Origin of the sequence: Saccharopolyspora antiqui, assembly GCF_052246905.1 — a bacterium.
GTDB lineage: Bacteria > Actinomycetota > Actinomycetes > Mycobacteriales > Pseudonocardiaceae > Saccharopolyspora.
In genome coordinates this window covers 16852-39192 of sequence record NZ_JBQQBO010000029.1, presented here as the reverse complement: position 1 = coordinate 39192, position 22341 = coordinate 16852, and the positions used below count along the sequence as shown (strand labels likewise).

Sequence of the window (22341 nt, the reverse complement as noted above, 5' to 3'; positions counted from 1 at the left end):
TTCAGCTGGCGAAGAAGTCGGCGATGCGGCCCGTCCAGCTCTTGATGTCGGCCACCGACTTCGCCACGTGCAACGTGGAATCGGGAATCAGGTCGTGCAACCTTTCCGCGGTGGACACCGGGTGCAGCGGATCGGTGTCCCACGCCAGGATCAGAGTCGGATGCGGCAGCGTCGCAATCTCCTCCGGTGCTGGCAGATCCGACATGCCGACTCCTCTGAGGATCGACGGGAGCAGTTCGTCGACGACGTCGGGACTCAGGTCGAACTTCGGGTACTCGGCGAAGATGGGCAGCGGATCGGCGTTCGCCAGCTGCTGCCGCCATGCCCCGGCGCCGAGCTCCTCGATGTCGTCGGCGGTGTCGAAGTACCACTGCTTCGCCTGTCCGGGGCCGCTTTCCCATGCGACGGGCGGGATCAGCAGCGCCAGGCGGCGGAAGCGATCCGGCGCGGCGAGCGCGGCGCGCAGGGCGTTGTCGCAGCCCAACGAGGAACCCGCGAAGTCCATGGGCCGGTCGTCGCCCAACTCGTCGAGCAGCGCGAGCAGGTCCCGGGCGAAGTTCTCGAACCGGTAATCCTCGGCGACCGGGCGCCCAGTCGAGTGGCCGTGACCACGCTGGTCGTACGTGAGCAGCCGATGATCAGCAGCAAGCGACTCGAAATCGAACAGTTCAAGCCGCCGCACCGCATCCCGACTCAACATGACCCCATGCGCATACCCAACCAGCGACCCAGAACCACTTACCTGGTAAGCAATCCTCGCACCCTCACGCGCAACAAACCTGTCATCCCCCATAAACCTCTCCTCACCAACCAACCAAACCGCCACAACCCCACCTTTATACCGCATACACCCAGGGGGTATCCAGGGTATCCACCTTCCGATCAACCCAACCGAGGCGAAGGGCACCTTTTACCAACTAACTTGGCAAAAGGCGCCCTTCACCCAAACGGCGCCGAGCCACCCCCGGATCGCCCCGGTTCACCTGGACGCGACATGAGTGAAGGGCACCTTCGACCGACTATGCCGGTCAAAGGTGCCCTTCACTCGTCACCCGTACGGGAGCGGTCGCGCGGGGGGTCACTCCCCGGTGAGGCCGTCCACCGACTCGCGCAGGAGGTCGGCGTGGCCGTTGTGCCGCGCGTACTCCTCGATCAGGTGGCACAGGATCCATCGCAGGCTCGGGCGTCTGCCATCCGGCCAAGCGCGCCGCATCACCCGCTCCAAGCCACCGTCGTTCAGCGCCTCCGCGACCAGGGAACGGGAACGGGTCACGGTGTCCTGCCAGAGCGCGAGCAGCTGCTCCGGGCTGTCCTCGGCGGCCGAGTGCCAGTCCCAGTCGGGGTCGGCGGCCCAGTCCACCTCGTCCCACGGCGATGCCAGGTCGTGCCCGTGCAGCCGCCAGGAGATCCAGGCGTGCTCGACGTAGGCCAGGTGCTTGAGCATTCCGCCCAGCGTCATCGGCGAGGCGGCGACCGTCGCCCGCATGGCAGCCGAGTCGAGCCCCGCGCACTTCCACGCCAGGGTCGCCCGGTGGTAGTCCAGGAATCCCAGGAGGGTCGAGGTCTCGTCACCCGCGATGGGCGGTTCCGGGCGTCCCTGCTCGTCCACGTCGGTCATGAATGCGGAGCTTACCGACGGGACCAGCTGCGACCCGGGACTTCCGGCAGGAGTAGCGGCATCGCTGGCGGGTACCCCGTGGCGACTATCGGCTAGCCTCGGTCTTCGGGGAGGCAGCTCATGGACGAACGCACCACAGCCTTGATCACCGGGGCCTCATCGGGCATCGGCCGGGCGTACGCGCACCGCCTCGCGGCGCGTGGCCACGACCTGATCCTGGTGGCCAGGCGCGCGGACCGGTTGGCGGAGCTCGCCGCGGACCTGGACTCCGCGCACGTCAGGTCGCTGCCGGTGGACCTGACCAGCGAGGACGGTATCGCGGCCGTCGAGGCGGTGATCGCCGATAGTCCGGATCTGGCGGTGGTGGTCAACAACGCCGGAATGGGCGCCCTCAAACCCCTGGTCGATGCGGACCCGCAGGCCCTCGCGCAGTTGGTCGCGCTCAACGTGCTCGCGCTCACCCGGCTGTCGCGCGCGGCGCTGCTGGCGTTCCGCGCGCGCGGCGGCGGACAGCTGGTCAACATCGGCTCGCTGGGCGCCTTCCGGGCGCCACCCGGTGGGGCCGCCTACGGCGCGTCCAAGGCCTACGTGCTGCACTTCTCCCGCGCGCTGCAACGCGAGACCACGGACACCGGCGTGCAGGTCCAGGTCGTGCTGCCCGGACCGGTCCGCACCGAATTCTTCGACGCGGCAGGCACCGACGCCTCGATGTTCCCCGACGAATCCTTCGTCACCGCCGACGAACTGGTGGCGGCGGCGCTCGCCGGACTCGATCGGGGCGAGCTCGTGTGCATCCCGACGTTGCAGGACGTTTCCGCGTGGGAGACGGTCGCGGCACTCCAGGACGAACTGCGCGATCTGGCCGGGTTGCGGGGGATCATCGCCGCCCGGTACACCTAGCCGATCCGGACAAGCCGAAAACAACGCCCGGACAGGACGTTTCAACCCAATGCGCCCAAGCCGTGGTGCCTCGCCGTTGAATTCATCGGCCGCTGAACCCTGGGAGATGTCAGCGGCCCTGATCTTTTTGGATCCAAAGTCGAGTACGTAGTGGGGCGAGGTAGCGCCCAAAATCCCCACCCCCCCCTTGCGAAACGGCGATTTCGCGCGAAATCGCCACCGACACAACCAGGGGCTCCTGCCTGCACCGGCGCCGACATCAGGTACTCCGAGCGATCGACGGCGATGCCCACCTGCTCACGAAGACGGACCCCGATCCCGGCCATGTTGCCAGCTCATTAAGTCCACCTGACGAGCTTGGTAATGGAAATTGGATCTGATCTGATAGCTTCGCTGCCAGCGACCTAGGCGATCTGACGGGATCGAACCCAATGAACCGACGTTTCCGCACGACCCTGATCCTCCTGATCGCCACGCTCTGCTTCGGCACGGCCGCGTGCGGCATCGAACCGGCAACCGCCAGCCGAGGCCCCGGCACGATCGTGATCGACACCGCGAACTATCCGTCCACACTGGACCCCGGCAAGCAGTACGACACCGACACCTATTCCGTGTACCGCAACATCTTCGACCAACTGCTGCGCCGCGACTCCCGCACCAACGCCGTCGTGCCGTGGCTGGCGACGTCGTGGCGGCAGACCGATCCGGTCACCTGGCGGTTCACGATGCGGCAAGGCGTGACCTTCAGCGACGGCAGCCCGCTGACGGCGGGCGACGCGGCCTTCTCCATCAACCGGATCCTGGACAAGAAGTTCGGCAGCCAGCAGTACGCGAACTTCTCGGTGATCAGCCAGGCGAGCGCCGACGGCGCCGACCTGGTGGTGCGCACCTCGGTCCCCTCCCCCACGCTGCTGAGCTACCTGACGTCGCTGTCCGTGGTCCCGCAGGCCTACGTGCAGCGGGTGGGCGACAAGCAGTTCGCCGTCGCACCCATCGGATCCGGCCCGTTCGTCCTGCGGTCCGCCACCGCGGGCTCGGAAGTGGTGCTGCAGGCCAATACGCGCTGGTGGGGCCCACCGACGCAGATCCGCACCGCGGTCTTCCGCGCGGTGCCCAACATGGCCAGCCGGGTGGCGGACCTGCAGTCCCGCAAGGCCGATCTGGCCACCGCGCTCACCCCGGACGCCGCCGACCAGATCCGCCGCGACCCGAACCTCGCCATCCTGTCCACCCCGACCGAACGCGTCGCCTACGTCGCCTTCAACGCCATCGGCGGCGGCCCGACCAACGACCCCCGGGTGCGCAAGGCCATCGCCGAAGCGATCGACTACCAGGCGCTGATCAACAACCTGCAACGCGGCTACGCCCAGCCGATCAACTCGATGGCGACCCCGCTGGCCTTCGGCTACGACAGGTCGCTGCCGAACAACGAGCACGACCCGGACGACGCGAAGCGGCTGCTGCGCGAGGCCGGGGCGGTCGGCGCGAAGCTGGTCATGGTGACCTCGCCGTCGTTCGACCCGCAGATCGTGCAGGCCATCCAGGCCGACCTCGCCGCGGTGGGGTTGCAGGTCGAGATCCAGAACAGCGACCAGGCGACCTACCTGAAGAAGGTGCAGGACCCGGCGCACAACTGGGGTTCGATCCGGTTCGGCAAGTGGTCCTGCTCGTGCCTGGACTCCGACGGGGTCATCTACCCGCTGTTCCACACCGGCGAGATCTGGAGTTCTTACAGCAACCCGGAATTCGACGAGATCGTCGAGCAGGCCCGCGAGGTGATCGATCCGCAGCAGCGCATGGCGCTGTACCGGTCGGCGTTCGAACTGCTCAACCGGGACCTGCCCGGTATCGGGCTGTTCCAGGCCTACGCGGTCTACGGCGCGAACTCCCGTCTGCAGTGGACACCGGACGCCTCGGAAAGCCTGTTCCTCGACCAGATGAAGGTGAGCTGACATGACGGCGATCGCGGTGCCGACCCGTCGGCGGGCCAGGAGCATCCCGGCGACGCCGCGCTACATCGCGGGCCGGATCGGGCAGGCCGTGCTGGCGCTGTTCGGCGTGACCACCATCGTCTTCTTCGCGCTGCGCCTCTCCGGCGACCCGGCTCGGCTGCTGGTGCCCGAAGGCGCGACGGCCGCCGACATCGATCGGGTCCGCGAGCAGTTGGGGCTGGGCGATTCCCTGTGGCACCAGTACGTTTCCTTCCTCGGCGGCGCGGTGCGCGGCGACCTCGGCTACTCCTACGTGCAGAACCGGCCCGCGGCGACGCTCATCGCCGAACGGCTGCCCTACACCGCCAACCTCGCGGTCGCCGCGCTGGTCCTCTCCCTCCTCGTCGGCGTCTCGATCGGCGTGATCACCGCGCTCAACCGGGGCCGCTGGCAGGAACGGGTGCTGATGCCCATCGTGCTGGTCGGGCAGGCGATGCCAGCGTTCTGGACCGGCCTGCTGCTGGTGCTGGTGTTCTCGGTGGGGCTGCGCTGGCTGCCCTCGACCGGTTATGACGGTCCGCTCTCGCTGCTGCTGCCCAGCGTCACCCTCGCGTCGCTGTCCGCCGCCGCGATCGCCCGGGTGACCCGCGGCGCGGTGCTGGAACAGCTCTCGCAGGACTACGTGCGCACCGCGCGGGCCAAGGGCGCCGGGACGACCCGGCTGGTGCTGCGGCATCTCGCCCGCAACAGCGCGATTCCGGTGCTCACCGTCGCCGCGCTGGAGTTGGCCAACCTGCTCGGCGGCGCGGTGGTCACCGAGGTGATCTTCGCCTGGCCCGGCATCGGGCAGCTGACCATCCAGTCCGTCGCCGCCCGCGACTTCCCCGTCGTGCAGGCGATCGTGCTGTTCGCCTCGGCGGTCTACATCGTGATCAACCTGCTCACCGACCTGCTCTACTGCGTGATCGACCGGCGCGTCGCGAGCGGTCTCACCGGAGGTGCGCCATGAACCGGCGAACCGTGCTCATCCCGCTCGTGGTGCTCGCGATCTACGTGCTCGCCGCGATCAACGCGGCGCTGCTGGCGCCGCAGGACCCGAACGCCGTGGCGCTGGCGCAGCGGCTGCTGCCGCCCGGCGCGCACCACCTGCTCGGCACCGATGCGCTCGGCCGCGACGTGCTCTCGCGCGTCATCTACGGCGCCCGGGTCTCGCTGCTGGTCGCGGTAGGCGCGGTGCTGGTCGGCGGGGTCGTCGGGGTGGCGCTGGGCATGATCGCGGCCTGGCGCGGCGGCAAGATCGGTGCGGTGCTCATGCGGCTGGTCGACATCGTGCTGTCGGTGCCGTTCTTCCTGCTCGCGATCCTCGTCGTGGCGGTGCTCGGACCGAGCCTGCTCAACGTGGTGGTGTGCCTGGCGCTGGTGCGCTGGCCACGCTACGCCCGCGTCGCGCACTCCGCGACCCTGCAGGCCCGCAGCCGAGGTTTCGTCCGGGCGGCGACCGCGACCGGCGCGCCGGGCTGGTGGATCGTGCTGCGGCACGTGCTGCCCGAGGTGCTGCCGGTGGCCATCGTCGTCGGCACCCTGGAGCTGGGGCTGATGGTGATCTACGAGGCGTCGCTGTCGTTCCTCGGGCTGGGCGTGCAGCCGCCGACCGCGTCGTGGGGTTCGATCCTCTCCGACGGCCAGCAGTACATCGCCTCCGCCTGGTGGCTGGCGACGTTCCCCGGCATCGCGCTGTTCCTGCTGGTGCTGGCGGCGAACCTGCTGGGCGATGCGGCGCGCGACCGGCTGGACCCGGCCAAACGCGCGGATCTGCCGCGCTCTGGACTCTTCCGGCGGCGGCTCGTCAAGCGGGCCACGATGCGGAGGCAGGCGGCATGATCCCCGACTACCGCGACGAGTTCACCGGCAGGCGCGTCGTCATCACCGGCGCGGCCGGACTGATCGGCACCTGGACCGCCAGGGCCTTCCACGCCCAGGGGGCACGGCTGCTGCTCTCGGACAACCGGTCCGAGCCGTTGGCCAGCCTGGCCGCAGAACTCGGCGCGCAGCACGCCGTGGCCGACCTGAGCACCGCCGCCGGGGTCGAGGAATTGACCGATGCGATCGATTCGCGCTGGCCGACCGCCGACATCCTCATCAACAACGCCGGTGTCTACCCGCGCACCCCGGTGTCCACAACGGACAGAGCGGTGGTCGAGCGGATCTTCGACATCAACGTGATCGCGCCCTACCAGCTCGCGCGGCACGTGATCGCCACGATGACCCGGACCGGCACCGCAGGCTCCATCGTCAACATCTCCTCCGGCGCCGCCAAGCGACCCACCCGCACCGGCGGCGTCTACTCGGCGAGCAAGGCGGCGCTGGAGATGCTCACCCGCTCGCTGGCGCTGGAGACCGGTGAAGCCGGAATCCGGGTCAACAGCGTCGGCCCCGGTTTCGCGCCCGGCAGCGAGGTCAGCGAACTGCCCGCGGAGCACGTCGCGAAGATGCGCGCGGCGATCCCGCTGGGGCGCACGTCCGGGCCGGACGACGCGCCGTCGGCGATCCTCTGGTTGTGTTCGAGCGCGGCTTCCTTCGTCACCGGCGCCACGCTGGACGTCGACGGCGGCCGCACCGCGGGCGATTTCACACCGGCTGGAGGTGGGTCGTGAACTATCCGTGGCCTGGTGGCGCGCGAGCCGCCGTGTGCTTCACCCTCGACTTCGACGGCGAGTCGCCGCACCTGTGGCGCACCAGGAACGATCCCGGCGACGCGGTCGGCGAACTGGAGCAGCGGCGCTACGGCCCGCGGCGCGGGATCATGAACCTGCTGTCCATGATGGACAACCTCGGCCTGCGCGCCACGGTCTTCGTGCCGGGCTGGATCGCGGACCGCTATCCAGACCGGGTCGCCGAGGTCCACCGCCGCGGGCACGAACTCGCGCTGCACGGCTGGTGCCACGAACCGCCGACCAGCTTGCCCCGCGACGACCTGCACCGCAGTTTGGCGCGGGCCGCCGACGCGCTCACCGCCATCTCCGGCCAGCGCCCCACCGGCTACCGCTCCCCCAGCTGGGACATGAACACCACGATCTTCCCAGTGCTGCACGAACTCGGGGTGGACTACGACAGCTCGCTGATGGGCGACGATCGTCCGTACCTCGTGGACGGCCTGGTCGAGGTGCCGGTGGACTGGGCGACCGACGACGCGCCCTACTACCGCTACGTCGGCGGTGATCCGCGGCCCCCGGCGACGACGCCGACGGTGCGGGACGGCTGGGCCGCGGAGATCGCGGCGGCCAAGCAGCACGGCACGCTGTGCATGATCACGGTGCATCCTTGGCTGTCCGGGCGCCCGGCCCGCGTCGCCGCGCTGGAAGCGCTGCTGGCGCCGGTCGTCGCCGACGACGCGGTGTGCACGCCGACCGTCCGCGAACTGGCCGAGCACCACCGCGCGCACGGCGCTGGCTACGACGTTTCCCTCGACGGGTTGGGCAGGCCGGGTCATGACTGAGCTGCTGCGAGTACGGGACCTGCGGGTCGACTTCGGCGCCGGGCGCGAGGCCGTGCGCGGCGTCGACCTGAGCATCGGCCGCGGCGAAACCCTTGCGGTGGTTGGTGAATCGGGCTGCGGCAAGAGCCTGACGGCGCTCGCGCTGCTCGGGCTCACGCCACCGGCCGCCCGGGTGTCCGGGTCCGCGAAGCTGGCCGACACCGAGCTGATCGGCCGGGGCGATCGGGAGCTGCGCAGGATCCGGGGCGATCGGGTGTCGATGATCTTCCAGGATCCGATGAGCTCGCTGAACCCCACGACGAAGATCGGCACCCAGATCGCCGAGGTCCTCGCGATCCACACCTCGATGAGCCGGTCCGCGCGGCTGCGCCGGGCCGTGGAGCTGATGGAGTCGGTGGGCATCACCGACGCGGCGGCGCGGGCCAGGCAGCTGCCGCACGAGCTCTCCGGCGGGATGCGGCAGCGCGTGATGATCTCGATCGCGCTGGCCGGTGCGCCGGACCTGCTGATCGCGGACGAGCCGACCACCGCGCTCGACGTGACGGTGCAGGCCCAGGTGCTGGCGCTGCTGCGGGAACGCACCCGCGACACGGCGCTGCTGTTCATCACGCACGACATGGGCGTGGTCGCGGAGATCGCGGATCGGGTCGCGGTGATGTACGCGGGCCGGGTCGTGGAGACCGGGACGGCGCGCGAGGTGCTCGAATCGCCGCGCCACCCCTACACCGCGGCGCTGCTGCGTTCGGTGCCCGACCCGGACCGACCGCCAACCGGTGACCTGCCGACCATTCCCGGCCAGGTTCCGGCGGTCGGCGAACGCATCGAAGGCTGCGCGTTCCGGTCGCGCTGCGCCCGCGCCGACGACGAGTGCGGCACGGCACCCGAACTCTCCGGTGACGGGCACGTCGCCGCCTGCTGGCACCCGCACACCGGCACCCGGACGGAGGTCGCCTGATGACGGATCTCGTTGTGGCGGAAGGACTTGTGAAGCGCTACCCGGTGCGCGGCGGCACGGTCGCCGCGGTGGACGGGGTCGGGCTGCGCATCGAGCGCGGCACAACGCTGGCGCTGGTCGGCGAGTCCGGCTGCGGGAAATCCACCACCGGACGGCTGCTGCTCGCGCTGGAGCGCCCCGATGCGGGCACCGTCGAGGTGTCCGGGCGCGCGGTGCACTCGATCGCCAAGCGCGAGCTGCGGCAGCTGCGGCGCACCATGCAGCCGGTGTTCCAGGATCCCTACGACTCGCTCAACGGCCGGATGACGGTCGGCCAGATCGTCGCCGAACCGCTGCGGGTGCACCGGTTCTCCGGCGACGTCGGCGCGCGGGTCCGCGAGCTGCTGGACGCGGTCACCCTGTCCCCCGCGCTCGCCGAGCGCTATCCGCACGAGCTCTCCGGCGGCCAGCGGCAGCGGGTCGCCATCGCGCGGGCCATCGCGCTGGACCCCGAGTTCCTGGTGTGCGACGAACCGGTGTCCGCATTGGACGTCTCGGTGCAGGCCCAGGTGGTCAACCTGCTGCGGCGGTTGCAGGTCGAGCGGGGCATCACGTACCTGTTCATCAGCCACGACTTGGCGCTGGTGCGGCACCTGGCGCACCGGGTCGCCGTGATGTACCTGGGCCGGATCGTCGAAGAGGGCGATGCCGAGGAGCTGTTCGCCGATCCCCGACATCCCTACACGCAGCTGTTGTTGGCCGCCGTGCCCCGGCCGCGCGTGCGGGAACACACCGGTCCGGACGCCGTCCGGCAGATCGGCGAGGCCTCGGGTGCGCTGGCGCAGCGCACCGGGTGCGCGTTCGCGCCGCGCTGCCCGCTGGCCACCGAACGCTGCCGCACCGAGGATCCCGCGCTGCGGCCGCTTTCCGGCAATCGCGCGGCGGCCTGCCACTACGCCGAGACCGCGCAGGTGGGGACGGCATGATCACGCGCGACGAGTACGGCATCCCCTCCGTGGTCGCCGACACCGAGCAGCAGGCCTGGTACGAGCTCGGCTGGGCCGCCGCCGAGGACCGGTTGTGGCAGCTGGAATACGACCGGCGGCGGGCTCGCGGGCGGTGGGCCGAGGTGGTCGGCGCCGCCGCGCTCCCGGCCGACCGGCTCGCGCGCAGGCTGCGGCTGGTCGATGCCGCCGCAGCGGACGTCGCGGCCATGGATCCGCGAACGCTGGACACCTTCGAGCAGTACGCGGCGGGGGTCAACGGCTACGTCGCCGCGCACGGCACACCGGTCGAGTACGACCGGGGCGGGATCGGCTGGGAGGCGTGGACACCGCAGGATTCGGTGCTGGCGTTCAAGATCCGGCACGTGCTGATGGGCGCATGGCAGTACAAGGTCGCCCGCGCGGCACTGCGCGCCCGCACGGGTGCGGAGGTGGCCGAGAAGCTGAACCCGCAGCCGCTGCCGGGCATGCGGGTGACGGTGCCGCCGCTGGCGCGCATCCCGGACGACAACCGGCGCGCCGAACTGGTGGAGCAGGCCAGGGCGGACGTCGAGGCCGCGGCGGAGCACCTGGGTTTCTTCGCCGAGTCCGAAGGCGGCTCGAACGCCTGGGTGCTCGGCCCCAGCCGCACCAGCACCGGAAAGCCGTTGCTGGCAAACGATTCCCATCGCGCGCTCGATGCGCCGAACACCTACTGGCAGGCGCACCTGCGCTGCCCGGAGTTCGCCGCGTCCGGCGCGACCTTCCCGGGCATCCCCGGTTTTCCGCACTTCGGGCACAACGGCCGGGTCGGCTGGGCGATCACCAACGCCGCCGGTGACGCGCAGGACCTGTTCGTCGAGCAGTTCCGCGCCGGGGAGGTCCGGACCGCCGACGGTTGGGTGCCTGCCGAGGTGCGCGACGAACGCATCGTCGTGCGCGATGGTGAAGACCACGTCGAACGCTGTTGGCGGACGCCCAACGGTCCGGTCGTGCACGGCGATCCCAGCAGCGGCGGGCCATCCTCGCAGTGGGCGGTGTCGCTGCGGTGGACGGCCACCGACGGCGCCTGCGAGCAGTTCGGCGTGCTGCGGCGGATGTTGCTGGCAGGTGACGTGCGCACGCTGCTCGACGCGCAGGACGGCTGGGTGGATCCGCTCAACAACCTTCTCGCCGCGGACGTCGACGGGCACATCGGTTACCTGCTGCGCGGCACGCTCCCCGCCCGGGAAAGCCTTGCGGCGGCTCAGGTTCCGGTGCCCGGCTGGAAGCGCGAGCACCACTGGCGCGGACGCGTGCCCTTCGCCGAGATGCCGCGCACCGAGGACCCGCCCGAGGGCATCATCGTGACCGCGAACAACACGGTGACCGCCGACGAGCGGCCCTACGTCTCGCACGCCCTCAACGACTGCTACCGCGTGGAGCGCATCCACGAGCTGGCGGCGGCGGCCGGTCCCGCGACCGTCGCGGACATGCGGGCGTGGCAGGGCGACACCCGCTCGGTCGCGGCGCGGCGCTGGTCGGAGCTGCTGGCCGCGCGGGGCCCGTTCACCGGCGACGCCGAGCAGGCCCGCGCGCTGCTCGCGGCAGGCGACGGAGATCTGGGTCCCGGCGGGGAAGTGGGATTGGTGCACGCGTGTTTCCGCCGGGAGGTGGCGCGCCGGGTGCTGGACCGCGAGATCGGTGCCGAAACGCGGTCGTGGCTGATGGCGTGCGGGCTGCCGGGCATGCCGGTGGTGCTGCGGCGCTGGTTCGCGAGCCTGACCTGGCCGCGTGACGGCGTGCTGCCAGCCCACGAGCTGGGCGACGAACTGCTGGCCGACGCGCTGGCCGCGGCCTGGCAGCAGGCGAACCGGTCCGGGCTGCAGCCGTGGGGCGAGGTGCACCGCACGGCGGCGCGCCATCCGCTGCATCCGGTGGTGGGCGGCGAGTTCGACCCGCCGCGGGTGGGGATCGGTGGTGACAACGAGACCATCCAGAACGGCGCGTACGGCTGGGCGCCCGGCGCGCCGTTCGACATCACCAACCTGTCGGTGTACCGGCAGGTCCTCGACCTCGCGGAGCTGGGCGCGTCGGGTTGGGTGATTCCTGGCGGAGCGTCCGGACAGCCCGGTTCGGCGCATTACGCTGACCAGTTGAGCGGTTGGCAACGGCACGAGCTCGTCCCGATGCACCCGGAGGTGACGCGACCAGGTGAGTGACCAGCCTCCCGAAGCGGCCAGCCTGGTCCGTGCCGCCTACGTCGCGGTCCGCGAGGCGGTGCTGAAACGGCAGTTGCGGCCGGGCCAGCGGGTCACCGTGCGACCGTTCACGGAACGGCTCGGCATCTCACCGACACCGGTCAAGGCGGCGCTGGCGATCCTCGAACGCGAGGGTTTCCTGGTGGCACGCCAGCATTCCGGCTACTTCGTCGCCGAGCTGACCGCGGCCGACATGCGCGACATCTACGAGTTGCGCGCGGCCCTGGACACCCTCGCGGCACGCGACATCGCCCGCGACCGGCCGCCGGAGCTGCTGAACCGGCTCGGCGAGTTGCTGACCGGGCAGCGCCTGGCGGTGGCGAACGGCGATGTGGAGCGCTACGCCGAACTGGACCGCGAGTTCCACGCGCTGATCTGGCGGGGTTCGTCGAATCGCCGCCTGCTGGCCATCGCGGACCTGCTCGGCGCGCAGTTGCAGCTCGGCCAGAACGTGACGATCAAGGTGCCGGGACGCCCCGAGGCGAGCCTCGACGAGCACGCCGAAATCGTGGACGCGCTGCTCGCCCGCGACACAGCCGCCGCCGAACAGGCCACCCGACGCCACGTCAACCAGGTCATCCGAGCCCTGGAATCCGCCCTGCCGAGCTGAAGGCGGGAGCACCGGGCCCGGCGTCGGATTAGGGGACGTGGTGGCGATTTCGCGCGAAATCGCCACCCTCTCCCCATGGGAAGCGCCGCTTTCGCGCGAAATCGCCGTCTTCGCCACCCGCGCCGACCTGGCCCGGCTACGCAGGCCACCAGGGGCTGCGACGGCGCATCTCGGCCTGAGCGCGGGAGACCAGACCGTTGAACCTCTTGCCCGGGTACCACGGCATCGCCTCAAGCCGATCGAAACCCGGTATCGACTCCACGTGGCGCAGCATCCGGTTCCGCAGCTCCGGATCGGGCAGTGGGCCGCGCATGGCCGCGACGTTGTCCAGCAGGTGGTCGGGGTTGGTCGTCGCGGGCAGCGCGCAGGTCACCGCCGGATGCGAAATGATCCACTTCAGGAAGTACTCGGCCCAGGTCCGGATGCCGAATTCCCGCGCGAACCCGGGGACCTCCCGGCCCGCCACGAGGTGGTGCAGGCGCGCCTTTTCCAACGGCATGCAGACGAGCACCGCGACACCGCGATCAGCCGCCGCTGGCAGGATGCGCTCCTCGGCCTGCCGCGTGGCGATCGAGTACCGGACCTGCACGAAGTCCAGCTCGCCGCGTTCCACCCAGCTCGCCAGCGGCCCGTAGTAGTTCACGTCGTGGTGCGTCACCCCGAGGTAGCGGACTCGGCCTTCCTTCTTCCAAGCGTGCAGCAGCGGCACGTGGCAGTCGACGTTCACCAGGTTGTGGCATTGGACGACTTCGATCTTGCCGTCGTCCGACAGCCGGGCCACCGAGTTGCGGAGGCTGCGCGCCGCCACGCCGTCGTCCCACAGGTACTCGCCGGTCGCCCAGATCTTGTTGGTCACGAACATCTCGGACTTGATGTCCATCTCGGCGGCGAAGGCCGCGAGGTTGGCCTCCGAGGCGCCGTAGAGCGGCGAGGTGTCGACGATCCGGCCGCCGATTTCCCAGTAGCGGCGCAGCACCTCGCGCAGGTTGGCGGTCGGTGCGCCGGGCACGGTGTCGAAGGTCATGAACGTGCCCAGCCCGACCGCGTTGAGCCGCTCACCGGTTCCCGGAATCGGTCTCGTGATCAGCTCTCCGGCTGCTGACGCGGTGCTGGCGGGCAGCACGGTTCCGGCGGCACCGAGTGCTGCCGCGGCGAGCACTTGCCGCCGGGTCGCGGTCGACGGCTGGTTTTCCTGTGGCACGGCCCCAACTCCTGTTCATCCAGTCCCGCACCGTTCGGCGAGGTCGCGCAACCCGCACCTGGAAAGCCGCGGATTCATGTTCCTCCCGCTGTCGCTGCGGGAGCACCTGCCGGGCGGAGTCGCGTGTCTGCCGATCGGCCAGCACCTACCGGTCAACCTGGACATCATCTGGCGACCGCCCGCCCACCCAGCAACGCGCGCACTGGTCGAAACCGACTGCCAACTCGCACGCGCGGAAGGCTGGATACCGGCCCGCTGACCACGTTGCGGCCCCTCACGTCCCCTGGTCGAGCCGATCCGGTATCGGGGCCAGCGGGAAGTTCGCCCAGAAGTAGGCGTCCGCCGCGTGTTGGTCGCCGGGATAGTTGATCGCCTCGACGATGCGGCCGTCCCGGATCCGGAAGGCCAGCGCCCACGTGGTGTCGAGCCCTTCCGGCGCGGTGCTCCAACCCCGGTGCAGGTCGGCGACCCATTCACCGTCGGCGGCCAGGAAGAACGTCTCCGCCCGCATCCCGACGAGGCCGAGTTGGGTGAAGAACGCGATGACCTCGTCCACGCCGCGCTTCGTGCCCGCCAGCGGGTGATGACCGGGGATGGTCCACGAGATGTCGGGCGCGAAGAACCGATCGCGCAGGGCGTCGAGATCTCCTGCGGCGTAGGCCGCGTAGTACTCCGTGATCAGCACGACGTTCGGATGCTCTCGTGCACTGCCCGCCGCGGTGCGCGGGACGGATCCCAGGGCGAGACCGGCCGCCGAAAACCCGGCCGCGCGCAGCAGTGCCGCACGAGAAACTCCAGCCATCGAGTGCTCCCCTCCGGACGCGAAATCGAGCCGGGGAAAACCCGGCGAGATCCAGGAAACCCGCGCTTCCCGCCACGAGCCAAGACCTTTGGCCATACAGTGAACGCATAGGTCGCGCGGATTGGCGTGCGCGGGCTGGGGATCGTGGGTGGCTGTTCCGGTGCGGACCGGGATTTTCACGCACGAGCCTTCCTGGTCAGGGCAGGAGGCCGACGCTTGGACGTGGACACCCGCACCCTGCGGTACTTCGTCGAACTCGCGGAGCAGTTGAACTTCACCCGCGCCGCGCAACGGCTGTTCATCTCCCAGCCCTCGCTGAGTCGGCGGATCCGCCAACTGGAGGAAGACCTCCGAACCCCGCTGTTCGAGCGGACCGGCCGCGAGGTGCTGCTCACGCCTGCGGGCGAGGCATTTCTGACCACCGCGCGGCAACTGATCTCCGATTGGCACGCGGCGCAGCAGACCGCCCGTGCCGCGGCCAGATCCCGTGCCCTGCGGGTGGGATTCGCGGCCTCGGGAGCAGGACCGCTGGCCACCCAGGCCTATGCCGAGTTCATGCGCCGCCAACCGGGTGTCCGCGTCGAGCCGAAGCGCTTCGACTGGGGCGGCGAGGCGCTGGCGCTGCACGAAGGACTGGTCGACGTCGCCTTCGTGTGGCTGCCAGCCCAAACGATCGGGCTGCGCACCGAGATCGTGAGCGTGGAGCAACGCATGGTCGGCCTCCCCGCCCGGCACCCGCTGGCCGAACGCGACGCCGTCTCGATCACGGACCTCGCGCTGGACCCGATCATGTGGACCCGACGGGCGCCGAGGGAATGGGTGGACTGGTGGGCGGTGAATCCGCGCCCGGACGGCAGCGAACCGATTTGGGGTCCGGAGAACGACAACGTCGAGGAGATGCTCGAACACGTGGCCTCGGGCACTGCGATCTGCATCAGCCCGGAGTCGATGAGCGCGAACTACGGCCGCGCCGACCTCGCGTGGCGCCCCATCACCGACATCCCACCCCTGCGAATCGCACTGTGCACACCAGCCGAAACCGCAGACCCCCTGATCACAACCTTCACCACGGTGGTCCGCCAACTCACCACCCACCCACGCCAAACCCCTGAAGGCGCGGCGGTGTCGGGGAGAGCAAGCGTGGGTGAGGGGCACCCGTGACCAAGTAACTGGGGCACGGGTGCCCCTCACCCAGACCATCCGTCGCTACCGGGCGTGCGGTTCCGACATCACCTGTTCAGTCCATATTGGACATCTGGTGTCACGGTCGGCGTCCGGCGGCCTCGCATTCCCCGCTGGAGCCGTCGGTCACGCTGGCCGCCTGGGAAGGCGACCGCCTCACCGTGTACGACTCCAGCCAGGGCGTTTACGCGCACCGCCCGGCGCTGGCGACCGCGTTCGGCATCCCGCAGGAACGCATCCGGATGATCTCCTCGCTGCTCTGCGGCGCCTTCGGCAACAAGTCGTGGATGTGGGGACACACGCTCCTCGCCCCGCTGGCCGCGCTGGTGGTGCGCCGACCGGTGCGGCTCGACGCCAACCCGTTCGCGCTCGCCACCTTCGCCGCGCACTTCACCGAGGTGCGGATCGACCGCGAGCTGAGCAGGGTGCGCGTGATCCGCCACATCGCGGTGTTCGACTGCGGCCGCGTGCTCAACGCCAGGACCGCGGAGAACCAGGCGCGCGGCGGAATCATCTTCGCCATCGGCGGCGCGCTGATGGAGCAGCTGCCGGATCCGGTGTCCGGCCGGTTGATCACGCCCGCGTTGACCGACTACCACGTGCCGGTGCACGCCGACATCGGCGACATCCGCGCCAGGTTCGTCGACGAGGCCGAGCCGGACGCGCATCCCGTCGGCGCCAAGGGACTCGGCGAGATCGCGTCGGTCGGCGTCGCACCGGCCATCGCGAACGCGGTGTTCCACGCCACCGGACACCGCGTCCGGGAACTCCCGATCACCCCGGAGAAGTTCATCCCGCTGCCTTGACACCCGAGATCGTGCGGCGCGCAACCGTTGGCGATTTCGCGCGAAATCGCCAACGCCCGCACCACCGATTGAAAGGTCGCTAATGCACGAACGGCCACCAACCCGCGCCCTCACGACCCCTTTCGAGTGAGAGGTGAGGGGCACCTGTGACCAACTTACTGGGTCACAGGTGCCCCTCACCCTGTTCCCCTCACCCCGTGGGGCGGCGGTGCGTGGTCACGGGATCGGGTTACATGATCGTGTTGAGATGTTGCGCTTGGGCCCGGACAGTGGTTCTGACGTCGAGCCGTGCAGCTACTGGACTGCACTATTTGGACTGGGGGCGGGAATGCGGGTCGCAACAGCTTGGCAGGTCGCCATCGGAGGCGTGCTCGCCTGCGCGCTGACCTCGTGTTTCGGGCCGACGCCGTCGGAGGCGAGGGTGAGCGCCTCGATCCCGGACCGGGCCGCGCAGGTCGCTCCCAGCGATCCGCTGGTCGTCACCGCGCACCAGGGCACGCTCACCTCGGTGACCGTGACCGCCAATGGCGCCCGCGTGCCCGGGGCGCTGGAGCGCGGTGGCAGCCGCTGGAGCAGCACCGTGCCGCTGGCGTTCGGCACGACCTACCACGTGCAGGCCCAGGCCCACGACGCGGATCAACGGCCCTCGATGCCGCTGAACTCGACGTTCAGCACCGCCACGCCGGTGGACACGGTGGCCGTCGACCGAACCCGGCCCACCGACGGCGACACCGTCGGCATCGCCATGCCGGTGTCGATCTACTTCAACAAGCCGGTGACCGACCGAGCCGCCGTCGAACGCCGCCTGTCGGTCGAGCCGTCGGTGCCGACCGAGGGCTCGTTCCACTGGATGAGCGACGAACAGGTCAACTGGCGCCCCAAGGAGTACTGGAAGCCCGGCACGAACGTCCGGGTGCGCGCGCGGTTGTACGGCGTGGACACCGGCGGCGGCGTGATGGGATCCGCCGACCACGAGACCAACTTCGTCATCGGGCGGGACCAGCGCGCGGTCGGCGACGTCAACACCCACACCTTCACCGTCTTCCAGGACGGCCAGCCGATCAAGGAGTTCCCCGCCTCCTACGGCCGCAGCATCTACCCGACCCAGTACGGCATTCACGTGGCCTTCGAGAAGCACACCTCGGTGCGGATGCGCTCGGACTCCTGGGGCGGGCCGCAGAAGGGGCAACCGGGCTACTACGACGAGGTTCTCCCGCACGCGGTGCGCATTTCGAACAACGGCGAGTTCGTGCACGTCAACCCGGCAACCGTCGGTGTGCAGGGCGAGGCCAACGTCTCGCACGGATGTATCAACCTGTCGCCGACCAACGGCAAGTGGTACTTCGACTTCGTGCAGATGGGCGATCCGGTGGAGATCATCGGGTCCAGTCGGCCGCTGACCCCGGCGGACGGCGACATCCCCGACTGGACCATCCCCTACGACGAGTACGTCCGAGGAAGCGCGCTCTTCCAGCCCCGCTAACCGCGAAGACCAGCCTGGACGCCCTCTGCCGCGACCGCGCAGCTGTCGAACGCGTCGTCGATCCGGTGTTCGGCGAGCTGGTCGCGCCACCACGGCGTCTCGACGAAGCCCCGCTTCAGCGACAGCAGTTCCACCGAGGCGCTCCACCCGACCACGCCCGGCATGTTGGCGAGGGTGGACGTGGTGAACTCGAACAGTCCCCGCGTCGACGTGGCGATGACCTCGCACAGCAACGAGTTGCCGTCCAGCGTCGCGGCGAGGTAGCGGACGGACCGGTGCCGCCGCATGGCGTCGGCGACCTCGCTGAGCTTCGCCGGTTCGACGCTCACCGTCAGCACCGTCTCGGCCTCCAGCCCGAGGGCCGCCGCCGGGACGATGGTGACCACGGTGGCGCAGCCGTCGCCGATCATCCGTTCGAACCGCCGCCGCACCGTGCTCTCGTTCAGGTCCAGGATGCGCGCCACGGACTTGAAGCTGGCCCGCCCGTTCTCCCGCAGCACGGCCAGAATCGCCCAGTCGACCTGGTCCAGGTGCGATGGCGCGCACAACGTCGGCTCGGTGGCCCGGTACCCACCCGGCGGCGCGTCGGTGGACTCGTCGGCGAGCAGCTGCCGACTCCAGTCGTGCGACATCTTGTAGACGTGCAGCAGCAGATCGCTGTACCAGCGCTCGACCCCCGGAATCCGCTGCAACTCCAGCATGGTCTTGGGGTACCGGGTCGGCCCGGCGTCGACCACCAGCTCGACCGCGATGTCGTACGGCCCGGTGATCAGCGCCGCCCACCGGACGTCATCGCGCGCCACCAGCTGCGCGGCGACCTCCAGTTGGGTGCCGGGTCGGCAGCCGATCCGCGCGAAGAACGTCTCCACCGGACCGGTGCTGCCGAGCCTGGGCATCACCGCGACCCGCACCACGCCGTCGGCGATCAGCTGCTGGCCGCGTCTGGCCACGGTCGGCACCGAGGTTCCGCAGGCTGCGGCGATCGCCGTCCAGCTCGCGCGCCCGTCCTGCTGGAGCGCCACGATGATCCGCCGACTGAGGTCGTCGACCGCGTTGAGCCCGTTCACCGTGCGGGATTCGCGGTGGGCGGGACCGGGCAGACCTCGGCCAGGAATTCCCGCACCGTCTTCGTCCACGCGTCCGCCTCCTCGATCTGCGGTGAGTGCCCGGACTTCTCGAAGATCACCAGCCGCGAGCCGGGCACCAGCTCGGCGATGGTGGTGCTGCACGCCACCGGGGTGATCCAGTCCGTTCTGCCGACGGTGATCAGCGTCGGAGCGGTGACGGACGGAAGTACCGCCTTCAGGTCGTATTGCGGAATGTTGACCGAGAACGCGTAGTTGTGCGCCTGGTAGCGGTACGGCGTGGCCTGGACCCGCTGTTCGACCTTGGCCGGATCGTAGTCGTAGTCGTACAGCGGCAGGATTTCGCGCCAGCAGTCGCGGAGGTCGTCGTCGTCGCGGACCCGCCCCTGGAAGATGCGGTCCAGCTTCTCCCGGTCGACCCGCACCCGGGCGGAGGCGAGCGCGTTGGCCCGCGCCTTCTCCTCGTGCGAGTTGTCCGGGGAGGTGTCCCGCAGGACCAGGGCGCGCACCCGGTCCGGGTAGTGGGTGGCGTACTCCATCGCCATGAATCCGCCGTAGGAGCCACCGGCCATGATGATCTGCTCGGCCCCGATCCACTCGCGCAGCCCGTCGATGTCGGCGGCCCACTGCTCGTGGCTGTACGGCCCGTTGCCTTCGCTCTCGCCGGAGCCGCGGGCGTCGAACACCACCACGCGGTAGGTGTCGGCGAGCCGACCGAAGCTGGCCAGCGGTTCCGCTCGGGAGCCCAGGCCCGGTGCGCCGTGGTGCGCGATCAGCACGGGCGCGTCCTCGGGTCCGAGCACTTCGACCGCCAGCCGGTTGCCGTTGATCTCGACGAACTGCGCCGCGGTGTCGGCAGCGGCGAATTCCGGCGACACTTCCGCCGATCGGGTCGATTCGTCCTCAGTGGACATTGCTGGCTCCTGATCTGTCTGATGTGGACAATCGCACGGCGACGGCGCGGTCCTCGATTCCGCGCGGGTAGGAGGTCAGCGGCCGCGATGCCTCGTCGGTGCCGAGCATGCTGTCGGAGATCCGGTATCCGGCGTGGCCGGGAACGTGGTTCGACACGATCATGCCAGGCGCCAGCACGGCGGCTCGTGCATCCCGAGCCCGCTGCCGCGTGACCGGTGCCGTTGTGGTCATGCCATCCCTCGCCGTGGTCCGGAAATCCGGTCAGCGCCTGGTCTTCGGGTTGCGGGCGTCGTTGTACGCGGTGGACAGCAGCGTCGAGGTGAGCACCAGCAGGAAGATCGCCAGGGACGGGAAGAGCGGCAGCCACCACGCCGTGGACATCGCACCGGCCTGCTGCGTCTCGTAGAGGATGCGCCCCCACGACCACGAGTTCGGGTCACCGAGCCCCAGGAAGGCCAACCCGGCGGCGGAGAGCACCGCCCGCGACGCGGTGAGCACCACCGACACCAGGATCAGCGGTGTCACCGCCGGTACGATGTGCCGGGTGATGATCCACACCGGCGAGTTGGTCATCAGGCGCGCGGCGTCCACATAGGGCAGTCGCACCACCGCGAGGGCCTGGGAGCGCACCACCCTGGTGACCTCGGGCCAGGAGAACGCCGCGATCACCGCGATGATGGTGACCGTGCTCGGCCCGACCAGCGCCGCGACCAGGATCATCAGCGGCAGGATCGGCAACGACAGGATCAGGTCGACCAGCATCCCGATCGCCCCGTCCAGCCGCGGGAAGTAGGCGCCGACGACCGCCAGCAGGGTGCCGACCAGGATGGCGATCAACGAAGCCGCCGCAGCTACCAGCAGGCTCTGCCGGGTTCCCCAGACCACTTCGGCGTACACGTCCAGCCCGAGGCTGTCGGTGCCGAACCAGTGCTGGGCGGACGGCGGCGAGAGGACGACATCGCCGTATCCGGCCGGATACGCCGCCAGCAGCGGTGCCGCCAGTGCCACGACGACCAGCAGGACGAGCACCGCGAGGGCGATGAGGCCAAGCGGTTCCCGGCGGAAAGCGCGCCAGGTGGCCAGCGCGGCGCGCGGCATCTCACCAGCGCCCGCGGGCTCCTCCGGCGCGACCGTGGTCACCCGCGAGTCCCGATCGGGTTCGGAGGTTGTCATCTCTGCGCCCCTCACGATGCCTTCACCCTGGGATCAAGCACGCCGTAGACGATGTCGGTGATCATGTTGGCGACCACCACGGTCGCCGCGAGCAACAGGAAAGCGCCCTGCAGCACGGGGAAATCCAGTTGCGTAACCGCTTCGTAGATGCCGCGCCCGATTCCGGGATAGGCGTAGACGGTCTCGATGAGCACCGCGCCACCGACCAGGAAGCCCAGTTGCAGCCCGACCAGCGTGGTGGTCGGCAGCAGGGCGTTGCGCAGCGCGTGCTTCCACAACACCCGGCGGTAGGGCAGCCCGTTCGCGCGGGCGAGCACGATGTAGTCCGCGCCGAGCGAGTCGATCAGCGTGGAGCGCATCGTCAGGACGTAGGCGCCCAGTTGCGCCGCCACCAACGACAGGCACGGCAGCACGAGGTGCTGGAGCACGCTCAGGTACCAGTCCATCTCGTAGGTGCCGTCGGTGAACGCTCCCCCGATGGGGAACCAGCCCAGCCGCAGGCCGAGCACGTAGAGCAGCAGGATGCCCAGGCTGGGGATGAACAGCGACTGCCCGGTGACCGAGACGACCTGCACGAGCCGGTCCCACAGCCCGCCGGAGCGGGCCGCGGCCAGCACCCCGAGCGGGATCCCGACGAGCACCGTGACCAGCAACGACGACCCGGCCAGCAGCAGCGTCCAAGGCAGCCGGTCCACCAGCACGCTCAGCACCGGAACGCCTTGGGTGAACGACGTCCCGAGGTTGCCCTGCAGGAGTTGACCGAGGTAGTCCACGTACTGCACCGGCAGCGGCTGGTCCAACCCGTACTGGGCGAGGATGTTCGCCCGGATCTCGGGTGTCATGTTCGGGCTCGCCAGTGCCAGCGCCGGGTCGCCGGGCAGCAACCGGAGCATCAGGAACGTCACGGTCACCGCGAACCAGATGGTGAGAACGCCCCGACCCAACCTCTTGAGCGCGAACAACGACAGCGACATCCGGGCGC

General features: G+C 69.9%; 23 protein-coding genes. 14 read left to right on the top strand and 9 right to left on the bottom strand.

What is annotated here, in order from left to right; genetic code table 11:
* Position 1: 1 nt before the first annotated feature.
* Both ACTWQN_RS32395 and ACTWQN_RS32390 read right to left on the bottom strand, forming a co-directional pair.
* Positions 2-700: an alpha/beta fold hydrolase gene (locus ACTWQN_RS32395; RefSeq protein WP_443207436.1), complete on the bottom strand. Its 699-nt coding sequence runs from the start codon at positions 698-700 to the stop codon at positions 2-4.
* A 378-nt stretch (positions 701-1078) separates the two neighbouring features.
* On the bottom strand, positions 1079-1618 hold the full coding sequence (locus ACTWQN_RS32390) for a DinB family protein (RefSeq protein WP_443207435.1): 540 nt from the start codon (positions 1616-1618) through the stop codon (positions 1079-1081).
* Between the two features lie 120 nt (positions 1619-1738).
* On the opposite strand from ACTWQN_RS32390, the gene ACTWQN_RS32385 reads away from it, so the two are divergent.
* The 10 genes from ACTWQN_RS32385 (at position 1739) to ACTWQN_RS32340 (ending at position 12712) form a co-directional block, all read left to right on the top strand.
* On the top strand, positions 1739-2518 hold the full coding sequence (locus ACTWQN_RS32385; RefSeq protein ID WP_443207434.1) for an SDR family NAD(P)-dependent oxidoreductase: 780 nt from the start codon (positions 1739-1741) through the stop codon (positions 2516-2518).
* A gap of 431 nt (positions 2519-2949) precedes the next feature.
* Positions 2950-4470: an ABC transporter substrate-binding protein gene (locus ACTWQN_RS32380; RefSeq protein ID WP_443207433.1), complete on the top strand. Its 1521-nt coding sequence runs from the start codon at positions 2950-2952 to the stop codon at positions 4468-4470.
* 1 nt (position 4471) lies between these two features.
* Positions 4472-5458 carry an ABC transporter permease gene (locus tag ACTWQN_RS32375; RefSeq protein WP_443207432.1) on the top strand — a complete coding sequence of 329 codons (987 nt, stop codon included), beginning with the start codon at positions 4472-4474 and terminating at the stop codon, positions 5456-5458.
* On the top strand, positions 5455-6330 hold the full coding sequence (locus ACTWQN_RS32370) for an ABC transporter permease (RefSeq protein ID WP_443207431.1): 876 nt from the start codon (positions 5455-5457) through the stop codon (positions 6328-6330). Before ACTWQN_RS32375 ends, ACTWQN_RS32370 begins: the two co-directional genes overlap by 4 nt.
* Complete coding sequence (locus ACTWQN_RS32365; protein ID WP_443207430.1) at positions 6327-7103, top strand: SDR family NAD(P)-dependent oxidoreductase; 777 nt, start codon at positions 6327-6329, stop codon at positions 7101-7103. The genes ACTWQN_RS32370 and ACTWQN_RS32365 overlap by 4 nt, the downstream gene beginning before the upstream one ends.
* Complete coding sequence (locus ACTWQN_RS32360) at positions 7100-7945, top strand: polysaccharide deacetylase family protein (RefSeq protein ID WP_443207429.1); 846 nt, start codon at positions 7100-7102, stop codon at positions 7943-7945. The genes ACTWQN_RS32365 and ACTWQN_RS32360 overlap by 4 nt, the downstream gene beginning before the upstream one ends.
* Positions 7938-8900 carry an ABC transporter ATP-binding protein gene (locus tag ACTWQN_RS32355; protein WP_443207428.1) on the top strand — a complete coding sequence of 321 codons (963 nt, stop codon included), beginning with the start codon at positions 7938-7940 and terminating at the stop codon, positions 8898-8900. Before ACTWQN_RS32360 ends, ACTWQN_RS32355 begins: the two co-directional genes overlap by 8 nt.
* Positions 8900-9865, top strand: a complete 966-nt coding sequence (locus ACTWQN_RS32350; RefSeq protein ID WP_443207427.1) for an ABC transporter ATP-binding protein — start codon at positions 8900-8902, stop codon at positions 9863-9865. The genes ACTWQN_RS32355 and ACTWQN_RS32350 overlap by 1 nt, the downstream gene beginning before the upstream one ends.
* Positions 9862-12063 carry a penicillin acylase family protein gene (locus ACTWQN_RS32345; RefSeq protein WP_443207426.1) on the top strand — a complete coding sequence of 734 codons (2202 nt, stop codon included), beginning with the start codon at positions 9862-9864 and terminating at the stop codon, positions 12061-12063. The genes ACTWQN_RS32350 and ACTWQN_RS32345 overlap by 4 nt, the downstream gene beginning before the upstream one ends.
* On the top strand, positions 12056-12712 hold the full coding sequence (locus ACTWQN_RS32340) for a GntR family transcriptional regulator (protein ID WP_443207425.1): 657 nt from the start codon (positions 12056-12058) through the stop codon (positions 12710-12712). Before ACTWQN_RS32345 ends, ACTWQN_RS32340 begins: the two co-directional genes overlap by 8 nt.
* 136 nt (positions 12713-12848) lie before the next feature.
* Here the strand turns inward: ACTWQN_RS32340 and ACTWQN_RS32335 are convergent, their stop codons facing one another.
* Positions 12849-13913, bottom strand: coding sequence for an aldo/keto reductase (locus ACTWQN_RS32335; protein ID WP_443207424.1), 1065 nt, complete (start codon positions 13911-13913; stop codon positions 12849-12851).
* A 76-nt stretch (positions 13914-13989) separates the two neighbouring features.
* Between ACTWQN_RS32335 and ACTWQN_RS32330 the strand changes: the two genes are divergently transcribed.
* Positions 13990-14172: a hypothetical protein gene (locus tag ACTWQN_RS32330; RefSeq protein ID WP_443207423.1), complete on the top strand. Its 183-nt coding sequence runs from the start codon at positions 13990-13992 to the stop codon at positions 14170-14172.
* Between the two features lie 15 nt (positions 14173-14187).
* Here the strand turns inward: ACTWQN_RS32330 and ACTWQN_RS32325 are convergent, their stop codons facing one another.
* On the bottom strand, positions 14188-14715 hold the full coding sequence (locus tag ACTWQN_RS32325) for a nuclear transport factor 2 family protein (protein WP_443207422.1): 528 nt from the start codon (positions 14713-14715) through the stop codon (positions 14188-14190).
* Positions 14716-14937: 222 nt separating this feature from the next.
* On the opposite strand from ACTWQN_RS32325, the gene ACTWQN_RS32320 reads away from it, so the two are divergent.
* The 3 genes from ACTWQN_RS32320 to ACTWQN_RS32310 all read left to right on the top strand — a co-directional run bounded on the left by ACTWQN_RS32320 (position 14938) and on the right by ACTWQN_RS32310 (position 18186).
* Positions 14938-15876, top strand: coding sequence for a LysR family transcriptional regulator (locus ACTWQN_RS32320; RefSeq protein WP_443207499.1), 939 nt, complete (start codon positions 14938-14940; stop codon positions 15874-15876).
* An 86-nt stretch (positions 15877-15962) separates the two neighbouring features.
* On the top strand, positions 15963-16703 hold the full coding sequence (locus ACTWQN_RS32315) for a molybdopterin cofactor-binding domain-containing protein (RefSeq protein ID WP_443207421.1): 741 nt from the start codon (positions 15963-15965) through the stop codon (positions 16701-16703).
* A gap of 328 nt (positions 16704-17031) precedes the next feature.
* Positions 17032-18186 (top strand): L,D-transpeptidase, encoded by a 1155-nt coding sequence (locus tag ACTWQN_RS32310; protein WP_443207420.1) that lies wholly within the window; start codon positions 17032-17034, stop codon positions 18184-18186.
* Here the strand turns inward: ACTWQN_RS32310 and ACTWQN_RS32305 are convergent.
* The 5 genes from ACTWQN_RS32305 to ACTWQN_RS32285 are packed head-to-tail and all read right to left on the bottom strand — an operon-like array spanning position 18183 to position 22333.
* Positions 18183-19322, bottom strand: a complete 1140-nt coding sequence (locus ACTWQN_RS32305) for an Lrp/AsnC family transcriptional regulator (protein WP_443207419.1) — start codon at positions 19320-19322, stop codon at positions 18183-18185. The two genes, ACTWQN_RS32310 and ACTWQN_RS32305, sit on opposite strands and share 4 nt — an antisense overlap.
* Positions 19250-20185: an alpha/beta fold hydrolase gene (locus ACTWQN_RS32300; protein ID WP_443207418.1), complete on the bottom strand. Its 936-nt coding sequence runs from the start codon at positions 20183-20185 to the stop codon at positions 19250-19252. Before ACTWQN_RS32300 ends, ACTWQN_RS32305 begins: the two co-directional genes overlap by 73 nt.
* Positions 20175-20417: a hypothetical protein gene (locus ACTWQN_RS32295; protein ID WP_443207417.1), complete on the bottom strand. Its 243-nt coding sequence runs from the start codon at positions 20415-20417 to the stop codon at positions 20175-20177. Before ACTWQN_RS32295 ends, ACTWQN_RS32300 begins: the two co-directional genes overlap by 11 nt.
* 30 nt (positions 20418-20447) lie before the next feature.
* Complete coding sequence (locus ACTWQN_RS32290) at positions 20448-21359, bottom strand: ABC transporter permease (RefSeq protein ID WP_443207416.1); 912 nt, start codon at positions 21357-21359, stop codon at positions 20448-20450.
* 11 nt (positions 21360-21370) lie between these two features.
* The gene (locus ACTWQN_RS32285; protein ID WP_443207415.1) at positions 21371-22333 is read right to left on the bottom strand and encodes an ABC transporter permease; all 963 of its coding nucleotides are present in this window, start codon (positions 22331-22333) and stop codon (positions 21371-21373) included.
* Between the last annotated feature and the right edge of the window lie 8 nt (positions 22334-22341).